Source organism: Hafnia paralvei (assembly GCF_020150375.1).
Classification (GTDB): Bacteria; Pseudomonadota; Gammaproteobacteria; order Enterobacterales; family Enterobacteriaceae; genus Hafnia; species Hafnia paralvei.
Genome location: NZ_CP083737.1, coordinates 968,287 through 988,577 on the forward strand (window position 1 = coordinate 968,287; position 20,291 = coordinate 988,577).

Below are 20,291 nucleotides of genomic sequence, written 5' to 3' on the forward strand. Positions count from 1 at the left end.
AGGCCCGCAGATGCGGGCTTTGTTATTTTGAACCAAGCGTAGATTAAACTGGAACCACGTTTTCGCTTGGGTAACATCCCAGTATTTTTTGCGAACGCGTAATTGCCTGTAGGTCTTTCAATGCTGCTTTCATAGCTGCATCGTTCATATTGGCCTGCACATCCAGATAAAACATCTCTTCCCACGGGTTACCGTTGATCGGGCGAGACTCCAGCTTAGTAATGACGATACTGTGGTCACGGAATACCAGTAACGCCTCAACCAGTGCACCTGATTGCTGGCCGGTAGCCATGATCAATGTTGTTTTAGCTGGAACCTGAGAGGTGACTTCAATCGCTTTGCGCGCTAGAACGATGAAACGAGTGATGTTTTGTTGTTGATTCGCCAGATTCTGTTCCAACGGTTGAAGTCCATACAATGAGCCGCCTGCTTCGCTACCGAGCGCTGCGGCGTGCGGCGAATTAAGTGCAGCAACTTTCTCCATTGCGGCTGCAGTGCTTTCACAGTACTCAATTTTCCAGTTTGGATACGCGTTCAGAAATTGGCTGCACTGTTGGAATGGCTGTGGATGGCTATAAACTGTTTGAATATCACTAAGATGTGTATCACCAGCCACGAGAATACAGTGATCGATCGGTATCGTTAATTCACCAACGATCGATAGACTAGTATGTTGCAACAGATCATAAACTTCATTTATCGAGCCTGAACTGGTGTTTTCAATCGGCAATACGGCGAAGTCCGCCTGACCAGTTTCAACATGGTTAAAGATATCTTGAAAACGGTGGCATCCACATTCAATCAACTGCTCGAAATGACGAGCTGCATACTGGCGAGCCGCGAGGTGAGAGTAGGAGCCTTTTGGACCAAGAAAAGCAATTCGTGCTGACTTTTGTGTGGTGTGATTGTATTGATGCTGTAACAGCGCCTGCTGAGTTAACACGGAATCTTCGATAATGAGTTGAAACAGACGAGTGATGTAATGGCTGTCAAGATTGAGCGCCTTACCTTGTTCTGTCAGCGAATTGAGTAACTCACGCTCACGCTCTTTATCTCTAATGGGGCGATGGCTTTTTTGTTTGGCTCGGGCGACCGCTGCTGCGAGTTCTCGGCGTTCGCTCAATAGCGCGAGTAGTTTGCTATCGACGGTGCTGATCTGCTCACGTATTGCCAATAATGGATTATCTGTAGTCATATCGAGCCTTTCTTATATTGGATCTGGTTGTATGTTGTATAGGATGAAAATGAAAAAAGCCTCCCAGTTGGGAGGCTTTTCTGTTTTTCTTCGCATGCTTTCTTTATACGGAAAAACGCCTCCCAATCAGGGGAAGGTAAAAAAGAATGCGAAGAGAAACAAAGATTGAGTCATGCAGGGCACCATAATTTGTTATGAAGTCATTAGTTAACTTACCTGTGTTACTTTTCTGCTGTCAACAAAAAACGCGCCTCCTGGCGCGTTTAGTCGATAAGTCACTGGATGATGGATTTATTCTACGTCTTCTTCCGCTAAATTAGCCTCTTCTAGGTTAGCGTCTTTAACACTGGCACTAGCGCGACGTGCTTCACCTTTGTGTTGTACCTTATTGAGCTGACGTTCGAGCTTAGCAATCAGTTCGTTGATGGCGGCGTACATATCTTCATGTTTCGCGCTGGCAATCAACTGTCCGTTAGGCGTATTAATTGTGGCATCGGCAACATACAGTTTTGGCTCTTTAGACAAAATGATATGTGGATTGATCAGATGCGTTTGCCATTTTTCCAGTTTACTTAGACGGTCCTCGACATGTTGACGAATGGCAGTGGTGATTTCCATTTGTTTACTGGTGATACTAATAGTCATATACATACCTCTCAGTCTTTTCCGTCTTGGTAATTTTAGAATAACGCCGTTTTCAACAAAGTGTGAGACTAAAATCACGAATTTTTGTCACTTTTTGCAAAGATAAGTCGATTTGTGATTTTTGATAAGTCTAAGCGATTTAGAGCTTGAGTCAGGCAAGAAGAACCCGCATAGTGGGGAAATCGGGACAGAGAAAACGGCTAGGCTCCGGCTTTGCTACGGCCTAAAGATCACTTGGTTGGTCTCTCGTTTTTTCAATTGCATCTCGCAGATACAAAAAAGGCAGCCACTGGCTGCCTTTTTACTATTCAACTAATCTGACCTATTACGCTTTTGCTGGGTTCTCAGCAATAATTTTGGCGACTTTGTCGGCCTGAGCAGTCAGGTTCATCTGCTTGTACGCATTTTCCATCAACGGCAGCGCATCACGCGTTGCTTGAGTATCAGGATAGTTACGCAGCATATTTTCTACACGGTTAACAACAGCGACGTAGGCACCACGTTTAGTGTAGTATTGTGCAACGGACAGCTCATATTTTGCCAAACGATCTTTCAGATAGACGAGGCGTTTGGTGGCATCTGCGCTGTACTGACTATTTGGATAGCGCTGAACCAACTGACTAAAATCACGGAATGCCTGACGGGCATGCTCCGGATCGCGGTCAGAACGGTCAATACCGAAGAATCCCTGAAGCGCACTGTCATCCAACGCCATATCAGTTAGGCCGCGCATGTACAGGACATAATCAATATTAGGATGTGTTGGATTCAAACGCATGAAGCGGTCGATAGACGCCTGTGCCATCGGCAAATCAGCCGATTTGTAATAGGCGTAGATCAGATCCAACTGAACCTGCTGAGAATAAGGCCCGAACGGATAGCGGTTGTCTAACGCTTCCAGTTGCGTAATTGCGGCTTTAAAGTTACCGTCCTGCAACTTTTGCTGAGCGGTAGCATAAATTTCTGAAGGCGGATTATCAGGTACCGCATCTTTGGAACTGGAGCAACCTGCCAGCGCCAGGCTCAACGTGGCGGCAGCCACCAGATATTTCATACGCGTCATGACGTTTTGATTACCCTTTTTGTGTTGTTCCGGGAGACTCTCCGTTAAGCTCCCGACAAAGACCAGCTACAATAGCACATTATTTTAAACGGCAACGCCGAGAAAACCCAACGTTAACGAAAGAAACCCATATGGCACAACAAGTAGAACTAACCGCAACGGTGACGGAATCACAGCTTGGTCATCGTTTAGATCAGGCTTTGGCCGAATTGTTCCCTGATTATTCACGATCTCGTATAAAAGAGTGGATCCTTGATGATCGTGTCAAGGTTAACGGGAAAATTATCAACAAGCCAAAAGAAAAAGTGCTGGGTGGCGAAGAAATCGCTATTGATGCGCTAATTGAAGAAGAAGCACGCTGGGAACCGCAGAATATTCCATTAGATATCGTTTATGAAGATAGTGATATTTTGGTGATCAATAAGCCGCGCGATTTAGTTGTTCACCCAGGAGCCGGTAATCCTGATGGAACTATCCTTAACGCGTTGCTGTATTACTATCCGGAAATTGTTGATGTGCCGCGTGCGGGTATAGTTCATCGATTGGATAAAGATACCACCGGCTTGATGGTGGTTGCTAAAACAGTTCCCGCACAGACTCGTTTAGTTGAGGCGCTACAAGCGCGTGAAATTACGCGTGAATATGAAGCGGTGGCGATTGGCACGATGACGGCAGGTGGGACGGTAGAAGAGCCTATTTCTCGTCATCCAACCAAACGCACACATATGGCCGTGCACCCGATGGGTAAACCAGCGGTAACGCATTATCGCATTATGGAACATTTCCGTGCGCATACGCGTTTACGCTTACGTCTAGAAACGGGACGTACTCACCAAATCCGTGTGCATATGGCCCATATCAGTCACCCGCTGGTGGGCGATCCTTTATATGGCGGCCGTCCTCGTCCACCTAAAGGCGCATCTGAAGAGTTCATCACCATTTTGCGCGGTTTTGATCGTCAGGCTCTGCACGCAACAATGTTACGTTTGTATCACCCTATTAGCGGTATTCAAATGGAATGGCATGCGCCATTACCTCAGGATATGGTTGATTTAATCACGGCGTTGCAGGCTGATACTGAAGAGTTCAAAGACGAAATGGATTGGTTATGAGTTCGCTGATCGTTCCTACTTGGTCTGCGCCTGAAAATGTCGTCGCGTTTAACACCTCCCGCAAGGGAGGTGTCAGCTTTCCCCCGTATGATGGTTTAAATCTGGGGACTCATGTTGGCGATGATGCGGTGATTGTTGCTGAAAACCGTCGCTTATTGACCGAAATGTCTGGCGCGCCATCTGAACCTTTTTGGCTAGAACAGGTACACGGCGTTCGTGTTTTGCGCCTGAATGCAGACAGCGATCGTACGGACAATCAGGCAGATGCCTCCTATACTGATGTGGCGGGGCAAGTTTGCACCGTGATGACGGCGGATTGTTTGCCGGTTTTATTTTGTAATCGACAGGGAACAGAAGTTGCCGCAGCACATGCGGGTTGGCGTGGTTTATGCCAGGGTGTCTTAGAGCAAACTCTTGCCTGTTTTCGCTCTGCACCTGAAGATATTATTGCATGGTTTGGCCCTGCTATCGGTCCCGAAATGTTTGAGGTTGGCGCTGAAGTGCGTGAAGCATTCATGTTGCAGGATGCCGATGCTGAACAAGCCTTTGTGGCTAGGGAGGACAAATATCTAGCCGATATTTATCAATTAGCGCGTTTGCGTTTGCACCGAGCGGGCGTACACGAGATTTCTGGCGGTGATTTATGTACCGTGAGCGATAAGTCCCGCTTTTTCTCATATCGCCGAGAGCCAGTCACTGGGCGAATGGCTGCACTGATTTGGTTTCGATAGCGTTATTCTTTAACGCTTTTTTTCTTCATTCACATTCTCTTTCCAAAAACTGTACTTAATGTTTGCCACTTGACTCATAACAAAAAGTAGTCATTTTCGTGCTAATTGACCTTGAAAAGTGTTGAGTAGACCTTATTTATTCTTCAGTAGAAACTTTGACACGTCTTGGAGGAATTATGCGTCTGGATCGCTTAACAAGTAAGTTCCAGCTTGCCCTCGCTGACGCCCAGTCACTCGCACTTGGGCGCGACAACCAATTTATAGAACCGGTACATCTGATGAGTGCATTGCTCAATCAGGAAGGGGGCACGGTTCGACCTTTATTAACGTCTGCGGGTGTGAATACCGCAAACCTGCGTCAGGAGCTTGAACAAGCTATCTCTCGTTTGCCGCAGGTAGAGGGGGCTGGTGGGGATGTTCAGCCATCAAATGAATTAATTCGCGTGCTGAATCTTTGCGACAAGCTGGCGCAAAAACGTAATGACACCTTCATTTCTTCTGAGCTGTTTGTATTGGCAGCATTAGAAGACCGGGGAAACCTTGGCGATATATTAAAAGCAGCGGGTGCCACAACACAAAAAGTCAGTACCGCCATTGAACAAATGCGTGGAGGCGAGAAAGTGGATGATGCAAATGCCGAAGACCAACGTCAGGCATTGAAAAAATATACTGTTGATTTAACTGAGCGTGCCGAACAGGGCAAACTTGACCCAGTGATTGGCCGTGATGAAGAAATTCGTCGAACTATTCAGGTCTTACAGCGCCGTACCAAAAACAACCCAGTGCTGATTGGTGAGCCGGGTGTGGGTAAAACCGCAATTGTTGAAGGTTTGGCACAGCGTATTGTTAACGGTGAAGTTCCTGAAGGTCTAAAGAATAAACGTGTTCTGTCTCTGGATATGGGCTCGTTAATTGCCGGTGCCAAATTCCGTGGTGAGTTTGAAGAGCGTTTGAAAGCCGTATTGAATGATTTGTCTAAACAGGAAGGCAGCGTCATTCTGTTTATCGACGAACTACACACTATGGTGGGGGCAGGTAAAGGCGATGGCGCAATGGATGCGGGTAATATGCTTAAACCTGCGTTGGCCCGCGGCGAATTACACTGCGTCGGTGCTACCACGCTGGACGAGTATCGCCAGTATATTGAGAAAGATGCCGCGCTTGAGCGTCGTTTCCAAAAAGTGTTTGTTGCTGAACCAACGGTAGAAGATACCATCGCGATTCTGCGTGGTTTGAAAGAACGTTATGAATTGCACCATCATGTACAAATTACTGATCCTGCTATTGTTGCGGCGGCAAACTTATCGCACCGATATATTGCCGATCGTCAACTGCCGGATAAAGCAATTGACTTGATTGACGAAGCAGCATCAAGCATTCGTATGCAGATGGATTCTAAGCCTGAATCGCTGGATCGCTTAGAACGACGCATTATTCAGCTCAAACTGGAACAGCAGGCGCTGAATAAAGAATCTGATGACGCGAGTAAAAAACGCCTCGAGATGCTCAACGAAGAGTTAGAGCATAAAGAGCGGGAATACTCAGAGCTGGAAGAAGAGTGGAAAGCAGAAAAGGCGTCTCTGAGCGGTACTCAAAACATCAAAGCTGAAATCGAGCAGGCGAAGATCTCACTTGAGCAGGCTCGCCGAGTGGGTGATTTGGCTAAAATGTCTGAAATTCAGTACGGTAAGTTGCCTGACTTAGAAAAACAGCTAGAAGCTGCGACTCAGTCTGAAGGCAAGACAATGAAGCTGCTGCGTAACAAAGTGACAGATGTAGAAATCGCCGAGGTGCTAGCACGCTGGACAGGGATCCCTGTGTCACGCATGTTGGAAAGTGAACGTGCAAAACTATTGCGCATGGAAGATGATCTCCATGAACGCGTGATTGGTCAGAATGAAGCTGTCGAAGCGGTTTCGAATGCGATCCGTCGTAGCCGTGCTGGTTTGTCAGACCCAAATCGCCCAATAGGTTCTTTCTTGTTCTTGGGGCCTACTGGGGTGGGTAAAACTGAGCTGTGCAAAGCGCTGGCAAACTTCCTGTTTGATAGCGATGACGCAATGGTTCGTATCGACATGTCCGAATTCATGGAAAAACACTCGGTGTCACGCTTAGTGGGTGCACCTCCGGGATATGTTGGCTATGAAGAAGGTGGATATCTGACGGAGGCCGTACGCCGTCGTCCTTATTCTGTCATCTTGTTAGATGAAGTAGAAAAAGCGCATCCCGATGTTTTCAACATCTTGCTACAGGTATTAGACGATGGACGCCTGACCGATGGGCAGGGGAGAACTGTCGATTTCCGCAACACTGTGGTTATTATGACGTCTAACCTTGGCTCTGATTTGATTCAGGATCGTTTCGGTCAGCTTGATTACGGTGAAATGAAAGAGTTGGTCATGAGTGTGGTATCACACCATTTCCGCCCTGAATTCATTAACCGTATAGATGAAACCGTTGTGTTCCATCCGTTGGATCAGAAAAACATCAAGGCAATTGCACGTATCCAGTTGGAACGTCTGTATCAACGTTTGGAAGAGAAAGGCTACAGCGTAACGATCACCGATGCCGCATTAGAACAGCTTTCAAAAGCGGGCTTCGATCCGGTATATGGTGCGCGTCCGCTCAAACGTGCGATCCAGCAAGAAATCGAGAACCCGCTGGCTCAGCAGATCCTGTCTGGCAAATTAATACCGGGCAAAGCGATTACGCTAGATGTGGATGGCGATCAGATTATTGCTAAGCAGTAATAGGTCGTTAAGGCGTCATTAGGACGCATTGAAAAGGCAGCCAAACAGGCTGCCTTTTTGTTATTGGTGAATATAAAAACAAAACATGTGTAAAAATTCTGCTTAATATCATTTTTTGTGTGAATTTTGCGCGGTTGAAAAAAATTTTATAATTAGGGGTTGTCAGCCGCTCAGAAGTCCCTATAATGCGCCACCACTGACTGGGAACAACGACGCAAACGTCGCTCGGTGAGGAAGAGAAAAGCGTCGCTAACTAGCGAAATTCTGAAAAGAAAAAGGCTTGACTCTTCAGGAGGAAAGCGTAATATGCACCTCCCGAGTTGCTGGAACGAATGTTCGCAACTCACTGCTCTTTAACAATTTATCAGACAATCTGTGTGGGCACTCACAAGACAATATCTAACGTCCTCGGACGATAAAATATTAAAGTCTTGAAGAGTGACCAAGCAGTAATTCATTTTTGAATTATTACGAAAGTTAATTTTCGAGCATCGCTTCACGTGTTGAAGCACATCAAGCTTTTAATTGAAGAGTTTGATCATGGCTCAGATTGAACGCTGGCGGCAGGCCTAACACATGCAAGTCGAGCGGTAGCACAAGAGAGCTTGCTCTCTGGGTGACGAGCGGCGGACGGGTGAGTAATGTCTGGGAAACTGCCTGATGGAGGGGGATAACTACTGGAAACGGTAGCTAATACCGCATGACGTCTTCGGACCAAAGTGGGGGACCTTCGGGCCTCACGCCATCAGATGTGCCCAGATGGGATTAGCTAGTAGGTGGGGTAATGGCTCACCTAGGCGACGATCTCTAGCTGGTCTGAGAGGATGACCAGCCACACTGGAACTGAGACACGGTCCAGACTCCTACGGGAGGCAGCAGTGGGGAATATTGCACAATGGGCGCAAGCCTGATGCAGCCATGCCGCGTGTATGAAGAAGGCCTTCGGGTTGTAAAGTACTTTCAGCGAGGAGGAAGGCATTAAGGTTAATAACCTTGGTGATTGACGTTACTCGCAGAAGAAGCACCGGCTAACTCCGTGCCAGCAGCCGCGGTAATACGGAGGGTGCAAGCGTTAATCGGAATTACTGGGCGTAAAGCGCACGCAGGCGGTTTGTTAAGTCAGATGTGAAATCCCCGAGCTTAACTTGGGAACTGCATTTGAAACTGGCAAGCTAGAGTCTTGTAGAGGGGGGTAGAATTCCAGGTGTAGCGGTGAAATGCGTAGAGATCTGGAGGAATACCGGTGGCGAAGGCGGCCCCCTGGACAAAGACTGACGCTCAGGTGCGAAAGCGTGGGGAGCAAACAGGATTAGATACCCTGGTAGTCCACGCTGTAAACGATGTCGACTTGGAGGTTGTGCCCTTGAGGCGTGGCTTCCGGAGCTAACGCGTTAAGTCGACCGCCTGGGGAGTACGGCCGCAAGGTTAAAACTCAAATGAATTGACGGGGGCCCGCACAAGCGGTGGAGCATGTGGTTTAATTCGATGCAACGCGAAGAACCTTACCTACTCTTGACATCCAGAGAATTTGCTAGAGATAGCTTAGTGCCTTCGGGAACTCTGAGACAGGTGCTGCATGGCTGTCGTCAGCTCGTGTTGTGAAATGTTGGGTTAAGTCCCGCAACGAGCGCAACCCTTATCCTTTGTTGCCAGCGAGTAATGTCGGGAACTCAAAGGAGACTGCCGGTGATAAACCGGAGGAAGGTGGGGATGACGTCAAGTCATCATGGCCCTTACGAGTAGGGCTACACACGTGCTACAATGGCATATACAAAGAGAAGCGAACTCGCGAGAGCAAGCGGACCTCATAAAGTATGTCGTAGTCCGGATTGGAGTCTGCAACTCGACTCCATGAAGTCGGAATCGCTAGTAATCGTAGATCAGAATGCTACGGTGAATACGTTCCCGGGCCTTGTACACACCGCCCGTCACACCATGGGAGTGGGTTGCAAAAGAAGTAGGTAGCTTAACCTTCGGGAGGGCGCTTACCACTTTGTGATTCATGACTGGGGTGAAGTCGTAACAAGGTAACCGTAGGGGAACCTGCGGTTGGATCACCTCCTTACCTAAAGATAGCGTTAAGTGCAGTGTCCACACAGATTGTCTGATGAAGAATAACGAGCAGAATACCTTTATAGGCTTGTAGCTCAGGTGGTTAGAGCGCACCCCTGATAAGGGTGAGGTCGGTGGTTCAAGTCCACTCAGGCCTACCAAACTCTACTTATCCTTGAAATCTTCAATCGTTGCGTTGCTCATGTGCGTTTGCACATTGCGCTACTCACGTTGAATCTTTCCGCGGCTAAGCGAGTTGGTATCAAAAGGTAAACTGTTGACTGTATGGGGTTATAGCTCAGCTGGGAGAGCGCCTGCCTTGCACGCAGGAGGTCTGCGGTTCGATCCCGCATAGCTCCACCATTACTTCTTGTTGAATACAACAGAGGTTCAGTCTCAAAACATACTTCAGAGCGTATTGGAAACAGTATGCTGCGAAGTATTTTGCTCTTTAACAATCTGGAACAAGCTGAAATTTGAAAGCTTAAGCCGCTGTGAGAATGACTTCGGTCAAACACTGACACAGCGAGCATTAAGCAGTCTCTCAATTTTTTGCAATCTTGAATGTTGTCTTGAACCGGTTCGTAACCGCGTTCACCAAGAGACACCTTCGGGTTGTGAGGTTAAGTGACTAAGCGTACACGGTGGATGCCTAGGCAGTCAGAGGCGATGAAGGACGTGCTAATCTGCGATAAGCGTCGGTAAGCTGATATGAAGCGTTATAACCGACGATTTCCGAATGGGGAAACCCAGTGCAATTCGTTGCACTATCGTTAAGTGAATACATAGCTTAACGAAGCGAACCAGGGGAACTGAAACATCTAAGTACCCTGAGGAAAAGAAATCAACCGAGATTCCCCTAGTAGCGGCGAGCGAACGGGGAGCAGCCCAGAACCTTAATCAGCGTATGTGTCAGAGGAACGGTCTGGAAAGTCCGGCGATACAGGGTGATAGCCCCGTACTTGAAAATGCATATGCTGTGAGTTCGATGAGTAGGGCGGGACACGTGACATCCTGTCTGAATATGGGGGGACCATCCTCCAAGGCTAAATACTCCTGACTGACCGATAGTGAACCAGTACCGTGAGGGAAAGGCGAAAAGAACCCCGGCGAGGGGAGTGAAATAGAACCTGAAACCGTGTACGTACAAGCAGTGGGAGCCTCTTTTATGGGGTGACTGCGTACCTTTTGTATAATGGGTCAGCGACTTATATTTTGTAGCAAGGTTAACCGAATAGGGGAGCCGTAGGGAAACCGAGTCTTAACTGGGCGTCAAGTTGCAAGGTATAGACCCGAAACCCGGTGATCTAGCCATGGGCAGGTTGAAGGTTGGGTAACACTAACTGGAGGACCGAACCGACTAATGTTGAAAAATTAGCGGATGACTTGTGGCTGGGGGTGAAAGGCCAATCAAACCGGGAGATAGCTGGTTCTCCCCGAAAGCTATTTAGGTAGCGCCTCGTGAACTCATCTTCGGGGGTAGAGCACTGTTTCGACTAGGGGGTCATCCCGACTTACCAACTCGATGCAAACTACGAATACCGAAGAATGTTATCACGGGAGACACACGGCGGGTGCTAACGTCCGTCGTGAAGAGGGAAACAACCCAGACCGCCAGCTAAGGTCCCAAAGTCATAGTTAAGTGGGAAACGATGTGGGAAGGCATAGACAGCCAGGATGTTGGCTTAGAAGCAGCCATCATTTAAAGAAAGCGTAATAGCTCACTGGTCGAGTCGGCCTGCGCGGAAGATGTAACGGGGCTAAACTATGCACCGAAGCTGCGGCAGCGACACTTAGGTGTTGTTGGGTAGGGGAGCGTTCTGTAAGCCTGTGAAGGTGGCCTGTGAGGGTTGCTGGAGGTATCAGAAGTGCGAATGCTGACATAAGTAACGATAAAGCGGGTGAAAAACCCGCTCGCCGGAAGACCAAGGGTTCCTGTCCAACGTTAATCGGGGCAGGGTGAGTCGACCCCTAAGGCGAGGCCGAAAGGCGTAGTCGATGGGAAACAGGTTAATATTCCTGTACTCGGTGTTACTGCGAAGGGGGGACGGAGAAGGCTAGGCTATCCGGGCGACGGTTGTCCCGGTTTAAGCGTGTAGGGGGTGTGACTTGGTAAATCCGGTCGCATATCAACCCTGAGGCGTGATGACGAGTCACTACGGTGATGAAGTAGTTGATGCCAAGCTTCCAGGAAAAGCCTCTAAGCTCTAGGTAACATTGAATCGTACCCCAAACCGACACAGGTGGTCAGGTAGAGAATACCAAGGCGCTTGAGAGAACTCGGGTGAAGGAACTAGGCAAAATGGTGCCGTAACTTCGGGAGAAGGCACGCTGGCGCGTAGGTGAAGTCCCTTGCGGATGGAGCTGAAGCCAGTCGAAGATACCAGCTGGCTGCAACTGTTTAATAAAAACACAGCACTGTGCAAACACGAAAGTGGACGTATACGGTGTGACGCCTGCCCGGTGCTGGAAGGTTAATTGATGGGGTCAGCCGCAAGGCGAAGCTCTTGATCGAAGCCCCAGTAAACGGCGGCCGTAACTATAACGGTCCTAAGGTAGCGAAATTCCTTGTCGGGTAAGTTCCGACCTGCACGAATGGCGTAATGATGGCCAGGCTGTCTCCACCCGAGACTCAGTGAAATTGAACTCGCTGTGAAGATGCAGTGTACCCGCGGCAAGACGGAAAGACCCCGTGAACCTTTACTATAGCTTGACACTGAACATTGAGCCTTGATGTGTAGGATAGGTGGGAGGCTTTGAAGTGTGGACGCCAGTCTGCATGGAGCCAACCTTGAAATACCACCCTTTAATGTTTGATGTTCTAACTCCGGTCCCTAATCGGGATTGAGGACAGTGTCTGGTGGGTAGTTTGACTGGGGCGGTCTCCTCCTAAAGAGTAACGGAGGAGCACGAAGGTTAGCTAATCACGGTCGGACATCGTGAGGTTAGTGCAATGGCATAAGCTAGCTTGACTGCGAGAGTGACGGCTCGAGCAGGTACGAAAGTAGGTCATAGTGATCCGGTGGTTCTGAATGGAAGGGCCATCGCTCAACGGATAAAAGGTACTCCGGGGATAACAGGCTGATACCGCCCAAGAGTTCATATCGACGGCGGTGTTTGGCACCTCGATGTCGGCTCATCACATCCTGGGGCTGAAGTAGGTCCCAAGGGTATGGCTGTTCGCCATTTAAAGTGGTACGCGAGCTGGGTTTAGAACGTCGTGAGACAGTTCGGTCCCTATCTGCCGTGGGCGTTGGAAGATTGAGAGGGGCTGCTCCTAGTACGAGAGGACCGGAGTGGACGCATCACTGGTGTTCGGGTTGTCATGCCAATGGCATTGCCCGGTAGCTAAATGCGGAAAAGATAAGCGCTGAAAGCATCTAAGCGCGAAACTTGCCTCGAGATGAGTCTTCCCTGAGACCTTGAGTCTCCTAAAGGAACGTTTAAGACTAAGACGTTGATAGGCTGGGTGTGTAAGCGTAGCGATACGTTGAGCTAACCAGTACTAATGATCCGTGAGGCTTAACCTTACAACACCGAAGGTGTTTTGGTTGAGAGACTAAGACGAAGAGTAAGCTTGTTCGAAGATTGGATTAACTGGCTGAGTATAGCGATATATGCAGCGGGTTGATTAACAGAATTTGCCTGGCGGCGATAGCGCGGTGGTCCCACCTGACCCCATGCCGAACTCAGAAGTGAAACGCCGTAGCGCCGATGGTAGTGTGGGGTCTCCCCATGCGAGAGTAGGGAACTGCCAGGCATCAAATTCGTTCCTTTTCCCCTGACAAGGAAAATAACAGGAACACACTGATATCAGACAATTTCTGATATGAGAGAAAGAATCGGTGGAGCGGTAGTTCAGTTGGTTAGAATACCTGCCTGTCACGCAGGGGGTCGCGGGTTCGAGCCCCGTCCGTTCCGCCACTTATTCGCGAAAAAGCCTGCTAGAGATAGCAGGCTTTTTTGTTTTTGCGTTTAACAGCAGACGTCACTTCATATTCGTTCCTTCCTCAATTAGCCTCGTGCTTACGTAGTTTTACCAGCTGATTCCGCTCTTACAGTTGTTTTTCGCCCGTTTAGTCCCTATAACAAAGTAAGGCTAAGGTTAGCGGATCATTTTGATGTCTCTATGGAAGGAGTATAATTATCTGATGATTGTTTGAGCAATTGAATGCGTTTTTACTAACAGGCGGCGAAAGTGCGGAAAAAAAATTATGCCATGCGTTACGTGGCGGGTCTTCCTGCTGAGCGAGTATTCCCCGGCGCGATGAACGAGCTGGGGCAAACGTTGCCCGTTACTCAATCTCTTCCCACGGATAATGTTCTACGCATTATGGTGTGGAATATATTTAAACAGCAGCGTTCAGATTGGCTATCCGTCTTAAAGGAATATGGCAAAAGTTCTCAGTTGGTTCTTTTGCAAGAAGCGCAAACAACGCCAGAATTGGTGAAATTTGCAACGAGTAATTATCTTACTGCCGATCAGGTACCTGCATTTTCGTTTCCGCAACATCCCTCTGGTGTGATGACTTTGGCTGCTGCGCATCCAGTTTATTGCTGCCCGTTACGTGAGAAAGAGCCTTTAATTCGATTATCAAAATCAGCCTTGGTGACGGTCTATCCGCTGTTTGATGGACGACTATTGATGGTGGTGAATATTCATGCGGTAAACTTTAGCTTGGGCGTAGATGTTTATAGTAAGCAGTTAGACCCTATCGGTGAGCAAATTGCTTTGCATAAAGGTCCTGTCATTATGGCCGGTGATTTTAATGCATGGAGTAAACAGCGAATTAACGCCCTTCAGCGGTTTGCAAGTGGTATGGAGCTACAGGAGGTCAATTTCACTAACGATCATCGTCGTACGGCCTTTGGGCGTCCTCTCGACTTTGTTTTTTATCGTGGTCTTGGTGTTGTTGAAGCGTCCGTTTTAGTGACGCAGGCATCAGATCATAACCCGCTGTTAGTCGACTTCAAACCCGACTAAGTCTCTGGCTGAGATTGCAGACATAAAAAAAGCGCCTTTCGGCGCTTTTTTGCGTTTTGTAGCACTTTGACTACACACTACTTACCCAATTAGGTATTTGAGTTCGCAGAGTCTCGTACATACAGCGTGAGCATATCACCTGGCTGGATTTGACTTGCTTTTGTAATGACGCTGTTCCAACGCATTACATCATTGATGTTAACACCATGACGTTTTGCAATGCTGGCCAGTGAGTCGCCTTTACGTACCTTATAAGTAATGCTGCTGTTATCAGCGATAGACCTGCTGGCGTTATTTGCTACCTGCAGTGTCTGACCGGCTTTCAACTTGCTGTTGCTGCGCAAATTATTCATGCTCAACAACTGTTTCTGACTGATATTCAAACGCTTGGCAATTGTAGAGATCGTATCCCCTGAACGAACTTTATAGCTAGAAGCTTGCGCTTTAGACGATGTGTTCGTTGAGGCTAACTGAGCGTTCGGCTGGATTGCAGCAATTTCGCCTTCGGCCAGAGAATCTTTAAACTGCTCTACGTGTGCTTTGGGCACCATGATGTAGTGAGGACCATTTGGCGCAGTTACATTCTTTTTGTAACCCGGATTAAAGGCCTTCATTTTTGTCAGTGACATGCCTGCCATTTCTGCGGCTTGAGTCAGCTGAATCTGCTGTCCTACATCAACTTTTGCTAGCGCACGCTGGTCGTTAGACTTAGGCAGTTTAATGCCATAACGTTTGTTATTCTTGATCAAATCACTTAACGCAAGCATCTTTGGAACATAGATCGATGTTTCACGTGGCAATGATAAAGACCAAAAGTCAGTCGGCAAACCTTTACGCTTATTCGCTTTGACTGCCTGCATTACACGGCCTTCACCGCTGTTAAATGCAGCCACCGTCAATAACCAGTCACCGCCAAACATGCGGTTCATTCGCTGCATCATATCCAATGCTGCGGTGGTAGAGGCGGCAACATCACGTCGTCCGTCATACCACTGGTTTTGTTTCAACCCGTAATTGCGCCCCGTCTGAGGAACTATCTGCCAAAGCCCTGCGGCGTTAGCGGATGACGTTGCGTGTGGGTTAAAAGCGCTCTCCACTATGGGTAGTAGTACCAGTTCCATCGGCATTTTACGTTGCTTAATCTGCTCGACTATCCAGTACATATACGGCTCTGCCCGTAATGTTACATCGTGGAGATAGCTCTTATTTTTTAAAAACTTATTTTTTTGTTCGCGGATCCGGCTATTGTCCGGAACCTTCATCTTCAGGTCGTCACTAATGAAGCCCCACAAATCTTCCTGCGCGATGTTGCTAGTACTTTCGTTTAGCCATCGCGCGGAGGTCGCTCGTGCGTCCTTTGAGGGCTGTCCTGCTTCACTTCGACTGACTGAAGACAAACTCTGTGCATGCTGTTCAGGCTCTTTAGCGTGATGGTTTACGCCTTGGCACCCGACCAGCAACATAGAGGCAAAGATAATTGCTTTAGCCTTCATGTGTGTGTCTACTGGTGATTAAAAGACGAGCAATAATACTTTGCTTAGCCTCAAAACACAACAAAAAGCTTCAGAAGCTGTCTTTCATGTCGCGTAGGCGAGCAAAAACTTGCCAAGTCTCATTTGGGTGATTTTCGAATCCAATATTTCGTTGTAAATCATTGTCATAACAACGTAAAAAAGGATTAATTTCCTTCTCTATTTTCAACAAAGAAGGCACGCTAGGTTGATGTTTTAACCGCAATTCCTTAACTTGTTTCTGATATGTTTCAATCTCTTTGTTTTCTGGTAAAACGTATCTTGCAAACCTAAGATTTGATTCGGTATATTCATGAGCGCAACAAATCAAAGTGTTATCAGGAAGTTGCGCAATGAGTTGTAAAGAGGCGTACATCTGTTCGGGCGTACCCTCAAAAATACGTCCACAACCCGCTGAAAATAAGGTGTCTCCACAGAATAAATAGGGCATGGCATAGTAGGCAATATGACCGAGAGTATGTCCTGGCACATCCAACACGCTGAAATTCAGGCCTAATACGGTAATTTCATCATGCCCTTGAACCTGCTGGGTACAACCGTGGTTCACGGTTTCTTGAGGCCCATACACTGTTATATCGGGATAGTTTTGCAAAATCTCGCCCACGCCGCCTACGTGATCATTATGATGATGCGTAAGTAGGATGGCTTTAGGAGTAAGCTTATTTTCCGTCAGGTAATGTAAAACTGGGGACGCAACGCCAGGATCAACAATCAGGCATTCGCGCTGTTCGTTAGCGAGTAGCCAAATGTAGTTATCTTGCATGGCAGGGATACTGATAAGATTCATAATCGATGACTCTCCATTGAGTTATTCCCCAAAAATAGGTGAACGGATGAAACCAGCACAGATAACACGTACGATTTCCTCTCCACTGTCATGGAGTGAAATCCCTTGGGGAGAATATTACCGTGCTGCGTTAGAGCAACAGCTAACGCCTTGGTGGCCTAAGCTGTTTGGTTATCATCTGTTAAAAATTGGCCCGCTAAGCTCCCAGATTTCTACTGAAAAATGTGGGATCTCTCATCAGGTTAGTATCGGTGAGAAAGGGGATAACATGCAGGTTATCGCTGATCCCTATCGTCTACCTTTCTCCGCGAAATCTGTGGATGCGTGTTTACTCTCACATACGCTGAGTTTTGCAAGCGATCCCCACCGTATGCTGCGAGAAGTGGATCGAGTCCTTATCGACGATGGTTGGCTAATCTTAACGGGGTTTAATCCAACCAGTCTTGTTGGGCTAGGCAAACTGGTTCCGGGTTTACGTAAACGCTTACCTTATAGCAGTCGAATGTTTAGCATGATGCGTATGCTAGACTGGCTACAGCTCCTCAATTATGAGGTGTTGTATGAACACCGCTGCCAAATTTTGCCTTGGAATCGCCGCGGTGGCTTGTTTATTGGTAAACATCTGCCGGTTTTAGGCTGTCTAAGTATCATTGTGGCTCGTAAGAGAACGATACCCCTCACGCCGACCTCCCTACGCGAAAGAAGTCAGCGAGCGAGCTGGCGTGGAACCGTTGGCGCAACAAAAAGTTTTCGTAAGCGTTCTGACTAATACAGCAAACTGGCGACGCTTATTTGCTTTCTGGCTGATAGCCTGTGTCATCTCTGTCTGGAGAACCCGCCGCTGCGCGGGCAAGCTCATCGCAGCGTTCGTTTTCGATATGTCCTGCGTGGCCTTTGATCCAAACCCATTCAATTTTGTGTGATTGGATAGCGAGATCAAGGCGTTGCCACAAATCCACGTTTTTAACCGGTTTTTTGTCTGCTGTTTTCCAGCCACGCTTTTTCCAGTTATGGATCCATTGGGTGATTCCTTGGCGAACATACTGGCTATCACTGCATAAAATAACCGAGCATGGATCTTTCAGCGTTTCCAATGCAACAATAGCCGCCATCAACTCCATGCGGTTGTTGGTCGTTAGGTAATACCCTGCGCTCAGAGTCTTCTCATGTTGCTTATAGCGCAAAATGGCACCGTAGCCACCGGGGCCTGGGTTACCGAGGCAAGAACCATCGGTGAAAATCTCAACCTGTTTTAGCATCTCTGGTAGACTACTCCGCAGTCAAAACCGTAAGTCTGACATAAAGTGACATTATGAGCACAGGAATAACTCGACAGATCGTTCTCGATACAGAAACCACCGGTATGAATAAGCTGGGGGTTCATTACGAAGGACATCGAATCATTGAAATTGGTGCGGTTGAAGTGATCAACCGCCGTTTAACAGGCCGTAACTTCCATGTTTACATTAAGCCCGATCGTCTTGTCGATCCAGAGGCCTATGGTGTTCATGGGATCAGTGACGATTTCCTGTTAGATAAACCGACCTTTGCTGATATTGCCGATGAATTCTTAGAGTTCATTCGCGGTGCTGAACTGGTTATTCATAATGCACCGTTTGATATCGGGTTTATGGACTACGAGTTCCGTAAGCTCAATCGCGATATTCCGAAGACGGAAACCTTCTGTAAGATCACCGACAGCTTGGTGATGGCGCGTCGCCTGTTTCCTGGTAAGCGTAATAGTTTGGATGCGCTATGCAACCGTTATGAAATAGATAACACCAAGCGTACGCTGCACGGCGCATTACTTGACTCCCAAATACTGGCTGACGTCTATCTCACCATGACAGGCGGGCAAACCTCACTGACTTTCTCTATGGAAAGCGAAGGGGAGAAGCCAAGACCTACCGGTGAAGTGCAAAAAATTGTCCGTAAAATGCAGGCATTAAAAGTGGTGAGAGCAAGTGCGGAAGAATTAGCCGAACATGAGCACCGTCTTGATCTGGTGCAGAAGAAAGGCGGCAGCTGTTTGTGGCGTGCTGAATAGCTTTTTTTGTACGGAATCTGTTGAAAAATAGCCAAAAAGATGAAAAACCGTTCAGTTGAAAATCTTTGTTAGAAAAACAGTTGACGAGTTTGTGCTACATCCGTATCATCCGCCTCGTTCCCACAAGGAACAACGCGGAGCGGTAGTTCAGTTGGTTAGAATACCTGCCTGTCACGCAGGGGGTCGCGGGTTCGAGCCCCGTCCGTTCCGCCACATTTAGAAGCCCTGAGTCAGCAATGACTCAGGGCTTTCATCTATTTATCGTTTCGTGAGTTTCCTTTCACAAATTCACCACGATGACCCCTCTATTATTTATCTTGCTTTGAATCATCAACAACAGATTCGGAAAATCCGAACGCCGTCATATTTTTGATATAAAACCGAACGCAATAATTTTCCTGGCTACACTTTGATCATCAGCGTTTAACCGGATGATTTCCTCATGATGACCTTACGCCAGCTCCGCCATTTCATCGCCGTTGCCGAAACCGGCTCGATTTCAGCTGCTGCGCAGACGGTTTTTGTCTCACAGTCTTCGCTAACTCAAGCCATTCAGTTACTGGAACAGGAAATCGGCGCTGTCTTATTTAAGCGCCACGCCAAGGGAATGGAGCTGACGCACCAAGGTCATCAGTTTTTGCGTCAGTCATACCTGATCCTTGCTACCGTCGAAAACGCTAAGCGCAGCCTTGAACTCGGTTGTGAGAATCTGAGTGGTACACTCAAAATTGGCGTAACCAGCTTAGTCGCCGGCTACTTTTTAGTGGATATGCTGACGCGTTTTCGTGCGGCTTATCCCAATGTCACTACGCAATTAGTTGAAGATGAACGCCCCTATATCGAACACCTGCTGGTTAACGGCGAAATTGATATCGGCGTGCTGATCCTTTCGAACCTTGAAGATCGTGATGCGCTACAAACTGAAGTTCTGATGCATTCGCCATATCGCTTATGGCTCCCGCCATTACACCCTCTATTGGAAAATGACAGTATCCGCTTGGCCGATGTGGTGAAAGAGCCGCTGATCCAGCTCAACACTGACGAAATGGGAAGCCACCTGCGCCGCATTTGGGAAAAAGCCAAATTGACACCCACAATTGCCATGCGCACCGGTTCAACGGAAGCCGTGCGTAGCCTCGTTGCGGCAGGGATTGGCGTGGCTTTGCTGCCCGATATGGCCTATCGCCCATGGTCACTGGAGGGAAACATGATTGAAGCTCGCACTTTGGTTGATACGTTAGAGCCGTTAGACATAGGGCTGGCATGGCGTCGCGGAAGCGCGCGGCCAGAGCTGGTTACGCCATTCTTGCAGATCGCGCGTGAGAACAGTGCGATGAGGAAGCTATCACCAAAATAATGACCTGCTTCACATTAATGGTGGGTATCGGATTTT

Annotated in this window: 13 protein-coding genes, 4 tRNA genes, 3 rRNA genes and 1 other annotated feature; of the genes, 14 read left to right on the forward strand and 6 right to left on the reverse strand. The window is 47.9% G+C overall.

The features are described 5' to 3' along the window. Nucleotides 1–43: 43 nt before the first annotated feature. From pheA to bamD, 3 genes are all read right to left on the reverse strand, one after another. Complete coding sequence (gene pheA, locus K9N75_RS04430) at nucleotides 44–1,195, reverse strand: bifunctional chorismate mutase/prephenate dehydratase (RefSeq protein ID WP_061059168.1); 1,152 nt, start codon at nucleotides 1,193–1,195, stop codon at nucleotides 44–46. 49 nt (nucleotides 1,196–1,244) lie between these two features. After that, nucleotides 1,245–1,370: a sequence feature (Phe leader region), on the reverse strand. Nucleotides 1,371–1,486: 116 nt separating this feature from the next. Beyond that, entirely contained in the window at nucleotides 1,487–1,840 is a 354-nt protein-coding gene (gene raiA / locus K9N75_RS04435; protein WP_008815170.1) for a ribosome-associated translation inhibitor RaiA, read from the reverse strand. A 325-nt stretch (nucleotides 1,841–2,165) separates the two neighbouring features. Then, complete coding sequence (gene bamD / locus K9N75_RS04440; RefSeq protein WP_008815171.1) at nucleotides 2,166–2,903, reverse strand: outer membrane protein assembly factor BamD; 738 nt, start codon at nucleotides 2,901–2,903, stop codon at nucleotides 2,166–2,168. 131 nt (nucleotides 2,904–3,034) lie between these two features. Here bamD and rluD point away from each other — a divergent pair, with 131 nt between their 5' ends. The 10 genes from rluD to K9N75_RS04490 all read left to right on the forward strand — a co-directional run bounded on the left by rluD (nucleotide 3,035) and on the right by K9N75_RS04490 (nucleotide 14,532). Then, complete coding sequence (rluD, locus tag K9N75_RS04445; RefSeq protein ID WP_004090568.1) at nucleotides 3,035–4,015, forward strand: 23S rRNA pseudouridine(1911/1915/1917) synthase RluD; 981 nt, start codon at nucleotides 3,035–3,037, stop codon at nucleotides 4,013–4,015. After that, nucleotides 4,012–4,746, forward strand: a complete 735-nt coding sequence (gene yfiH / locus K9N75_RS04450) for a purine nucleoside phosphorylase YfiH (RefSeq protein WP_008815172.1) — start codon at nucleotides 4,012–4,014, stop codon at nucleotides 4,744–4,746. Before rluD ends, yfiH begins: the two co-directional genes overlap by 4 nt. 176 nt (nucleotides 4,747–4,922) lie before the next feature. Then, nucleotides 4,923–7,496 (forward strand): ATP-dependent chaperone ClpB, encoded by a 2,574-nt coding sequence (gene clpB / locus K9N75_RS04455; RefSeq protein WP_008815173.1) that lies wholly within the window; start codon nucleotides 4,923–4,925, stop codon nucleotides 7,494–7,496. A 522-nt stretch (nucleotides 7,497–8,018) separates the two neighbouring features. After that, a 16S ribosomal RNA gene (locus tag K9N75_RS04460) occupies nucleotides 8,019–9,561 on the forward strand. A 71-nt stretch (nucleotides 9,562–9,632) separates the two neighbouring features. Further along, nucleotides 9,633–9,709: transfer RNA gene (locus K9N75_RS04465), tRNA-Ile, on the forward strand. Between the two features lie 126 nt (nucleotides 9,710–9,835). Beyond that, nucleotides 9,836–9,911 (forward strand) — tRNA-Ala (locus tag K9N75_RS04470). Between the two features lie 258 nt (nucleotides 9,912–10,169). Beyond that, a 23S ribosomal RNA gene (locus tag K9N75_RS04475) occupies nucleotides 10,170–13,078 on the forward strand. A gap of 114 nt (nucleotides 13,079–13,192) precedes the next feature. Next, nucleotides 13,193–13,308 (forward strand): 5S ribosomal RNA (gene rrf / locus K9N75_RS04480). The 16S, 23S and 5S rRNA genes sit together here with 3 tRNA genes alongside, the layout of an rRNA operon. Before the next feature lie 87 nt (nucleotides 13,309–13,395). Continuing rightward, nucleotides 13,396–13,472, forward strand: a tRNA-Asp gene (locus K9N75_RS04485). Between the two features lie 295 nt (nucleotides 13,473–13,767). Beyond that, complete coding sequence (locus K9N75_RS04490; RefSeq protein WP_208326290.1) at nucleotides 13,768–14,532, forward strand: endonuclease/exonuclease/phosphatase family protein; 765 nt, start codon at nucleotides 13,768–13,770, stop codon at nucleotides 14,530–14,532. Between the two features lie 89 nt (nucleotides 14,533–14,621). On the opposite strand, the gene mltD is transcribed toward K9N75_RS04490, so the two are convergent. Together mltD and gloB are read right to left on the reverse strand one after the other, a co-directional pair. Then, entirely contained in the window at nucleotides 14,622–16,025 is a 1,404-nt protein-coding gene (mltD, locus tag K9N75_RS04495) for a murein transglycosylase D (RefSeq protein WP_008812453.1), read from the reverse strand. Nucleotides 16,026–16,095: 70 nt separating this feature from the next. Continuing rightward, on the reverse strand, nucleotides 16,096–16,851 hold the full coding sequence (gene gloB, locus K9N75_RS04500; RefSeq protein WP_008812454.1) for a hydroxyacylglutathione hydrolase: 756 nt from the start codon (nucleotides 16,849–16,851) through the stop codon (nucleotides 16,096–16,098). A 46-nt stretch (nucleotides 16,852–16,897) separates the two neighbouring features. On the opposite strand from gloB, the gene K9N75_RS04505 reads away from it, so the two are divergent. Then, on the forward strand, nucleotides 16,898–17,620 hold the full coding sequence (locus K9N75_RS04505; protein WP_008812455.1) for a class I SAM-dependent methyltransferase: 723 nt from the start codon (nucleotides 16,898–16,900) through the stop codon (nucleotides 17,618–17,620). Between the two features lie 19 nt (nucleotides 17,621–17,639). Here the strand turns inward: K9N75_RS04505 and rnhA are convergent, their stop codons facing one another. Beyond that, nucleotides 17,640–18,110 carry a ribonuclease HI gene (gene rnhA, locus K9N75_RS04510; RefSeq protein ID WP_008812456.1) on the reverse strand — a complete coding sequence of 157 codons (471 nt, stop codon included), beginning with the start codon at nucleotides 18,108–18,110 and terminating at the stop codon, nucleotides 17,640–17,642. 53 nt (nucleotides 18,111–18,163) lie between these two features. Here rnhA and dnaQ point away from each other — a divergent pair, with 53 nt between their 5' ends. The 3 genes from dnaQ to K9N75_RS04525 all read left to right on the forward strand — a co-directional run bounded on the left by dnaQ (nucleotide 18,164) and on the right by K9N75_RS04525 (nucleotide 20,255). After that, a complete protein-coding gene (gene dnaQ / locus K9N75_RS04515) occupies nucleotides 18,164–18,898 on the forward strand; it encodes a DNA polymerase III subunit epsilon (protein ID WP_004090812.1) in 735 nt (244 codons plus the stop codon). 136 nt (nucleotides 18,899–19,034) lie between these two features. Continuing rightward, a tRNA-Asp gene (locus tag K9N75_RS04520) sits at nucleotides 19,035–19,111 on the forward strand. 229 nt (nucleotides 19,112–19,340) lie between these two features. Then, the gene (locus K9N75_RS04525) at nucleotides 19,341–20,255 is read left to right on the forward strand and encodes a LysR substrate-binding domain-containing protein (RefSeq protein WP_008812457.1); all 915 of its coding nucleotides are present in this window, start codon (nucleotides 19,341–19,343) and stop codon (nucleotides 20,253–20,255) included. The last annotated feature ends 36 nt before the right edge of the window (nucleotides 20,256–20,291 follow it).

Excerpts from the sequence above, each read along its gene's own strand:
- rluD (WP_004090568.1), top strand. The coding sequence starts at position 3,035 with ATGGCACAACAAGTAGAACTAACCGCAACGGTGACGGAATCACAGCTT.
- raiA (WP_008815170.1), bottom strand. The coding sequence starts at position 1,840 with ATGACTATTAGTATCACCAGTAAACAAATGGAAATCACCACTGCCATT.
- mltD (WP_008812453.1), bottom strand. The coding sequence starts at position 16,025 with ATGAAGGCTAAAGCAATTATCTTTGCCTCTATGTTGCTGGTCGGGTGC.
- K9N75_RS04490 (WP_208326290.1), top strand. The coding sequence starts at position 13,768 with ATGCGTTACGTGGCGGGTCTTCCTGCTGAGCGAGTATTCCCCGGCGCG.
- K9N75_RS04525 (WP_008812457.1), top strand. The coding sequence starts at position 19,341 with ATGATGACCTTACGCCAGCTCCGCCATTTCATCGCCGTTGCCGAAACC.
- yfiH (WP_008815172.1), top strand. The coding sequence starts at position 4,012 with ATGAGTTCGCTGATCGTTCCTACTTGGTCTGCGCCTGAAAATGTCGTC.
- rnhA (WP_008812456.1), bottom strand. The coding sequence starts at position 18,110 with ATGCTAAAACAGGTTGAGATTTTCACCGATGGTTCTTGCCTCGGTAAC.
- K9N75_RS04505 (WP_008812455.1), top strand. The coding sequence starts at position 16,898 with ATGAAACCAGCACAGATAACACGTACGATTTCCTCTCCACTGTCATGG.
- dnaQ (WP_004090812.1), top strand. The coding sequence starts at position 18,164 with ATGAGCACAGGAATAACTCGACAGATCGTTCTCGATACAGAAACCACC.
- clpB (WP_008815173.1), top strand. The coding sequence starts at position 4,923 with ATGCGTCTGGATCGCTTAACAAGTAAGTTCCAGCTTGCCCTCGCTGAC.
- bamD (WP_008815171.1), bottom strand. The coding sequence starts at position 2,903 with ATGACGCGTATGAAATATCTGGTGGCTGCCGCCACGTTGAGCCTGGCG.
- gloB (WP_008812454.1), bottom strand. The coding sequence starts at position 16,851 with ATGAATCTTATCAGTATCCCTGCCATGCAAGATAACTACATTTGGCTA.
- pheA (WP_061059168.1), bottom strand. The coding sequence starts at position 1,195 with ATGACTACAGATAATCCATTATTGGCAATACGTGAGCAGATCAGCACC.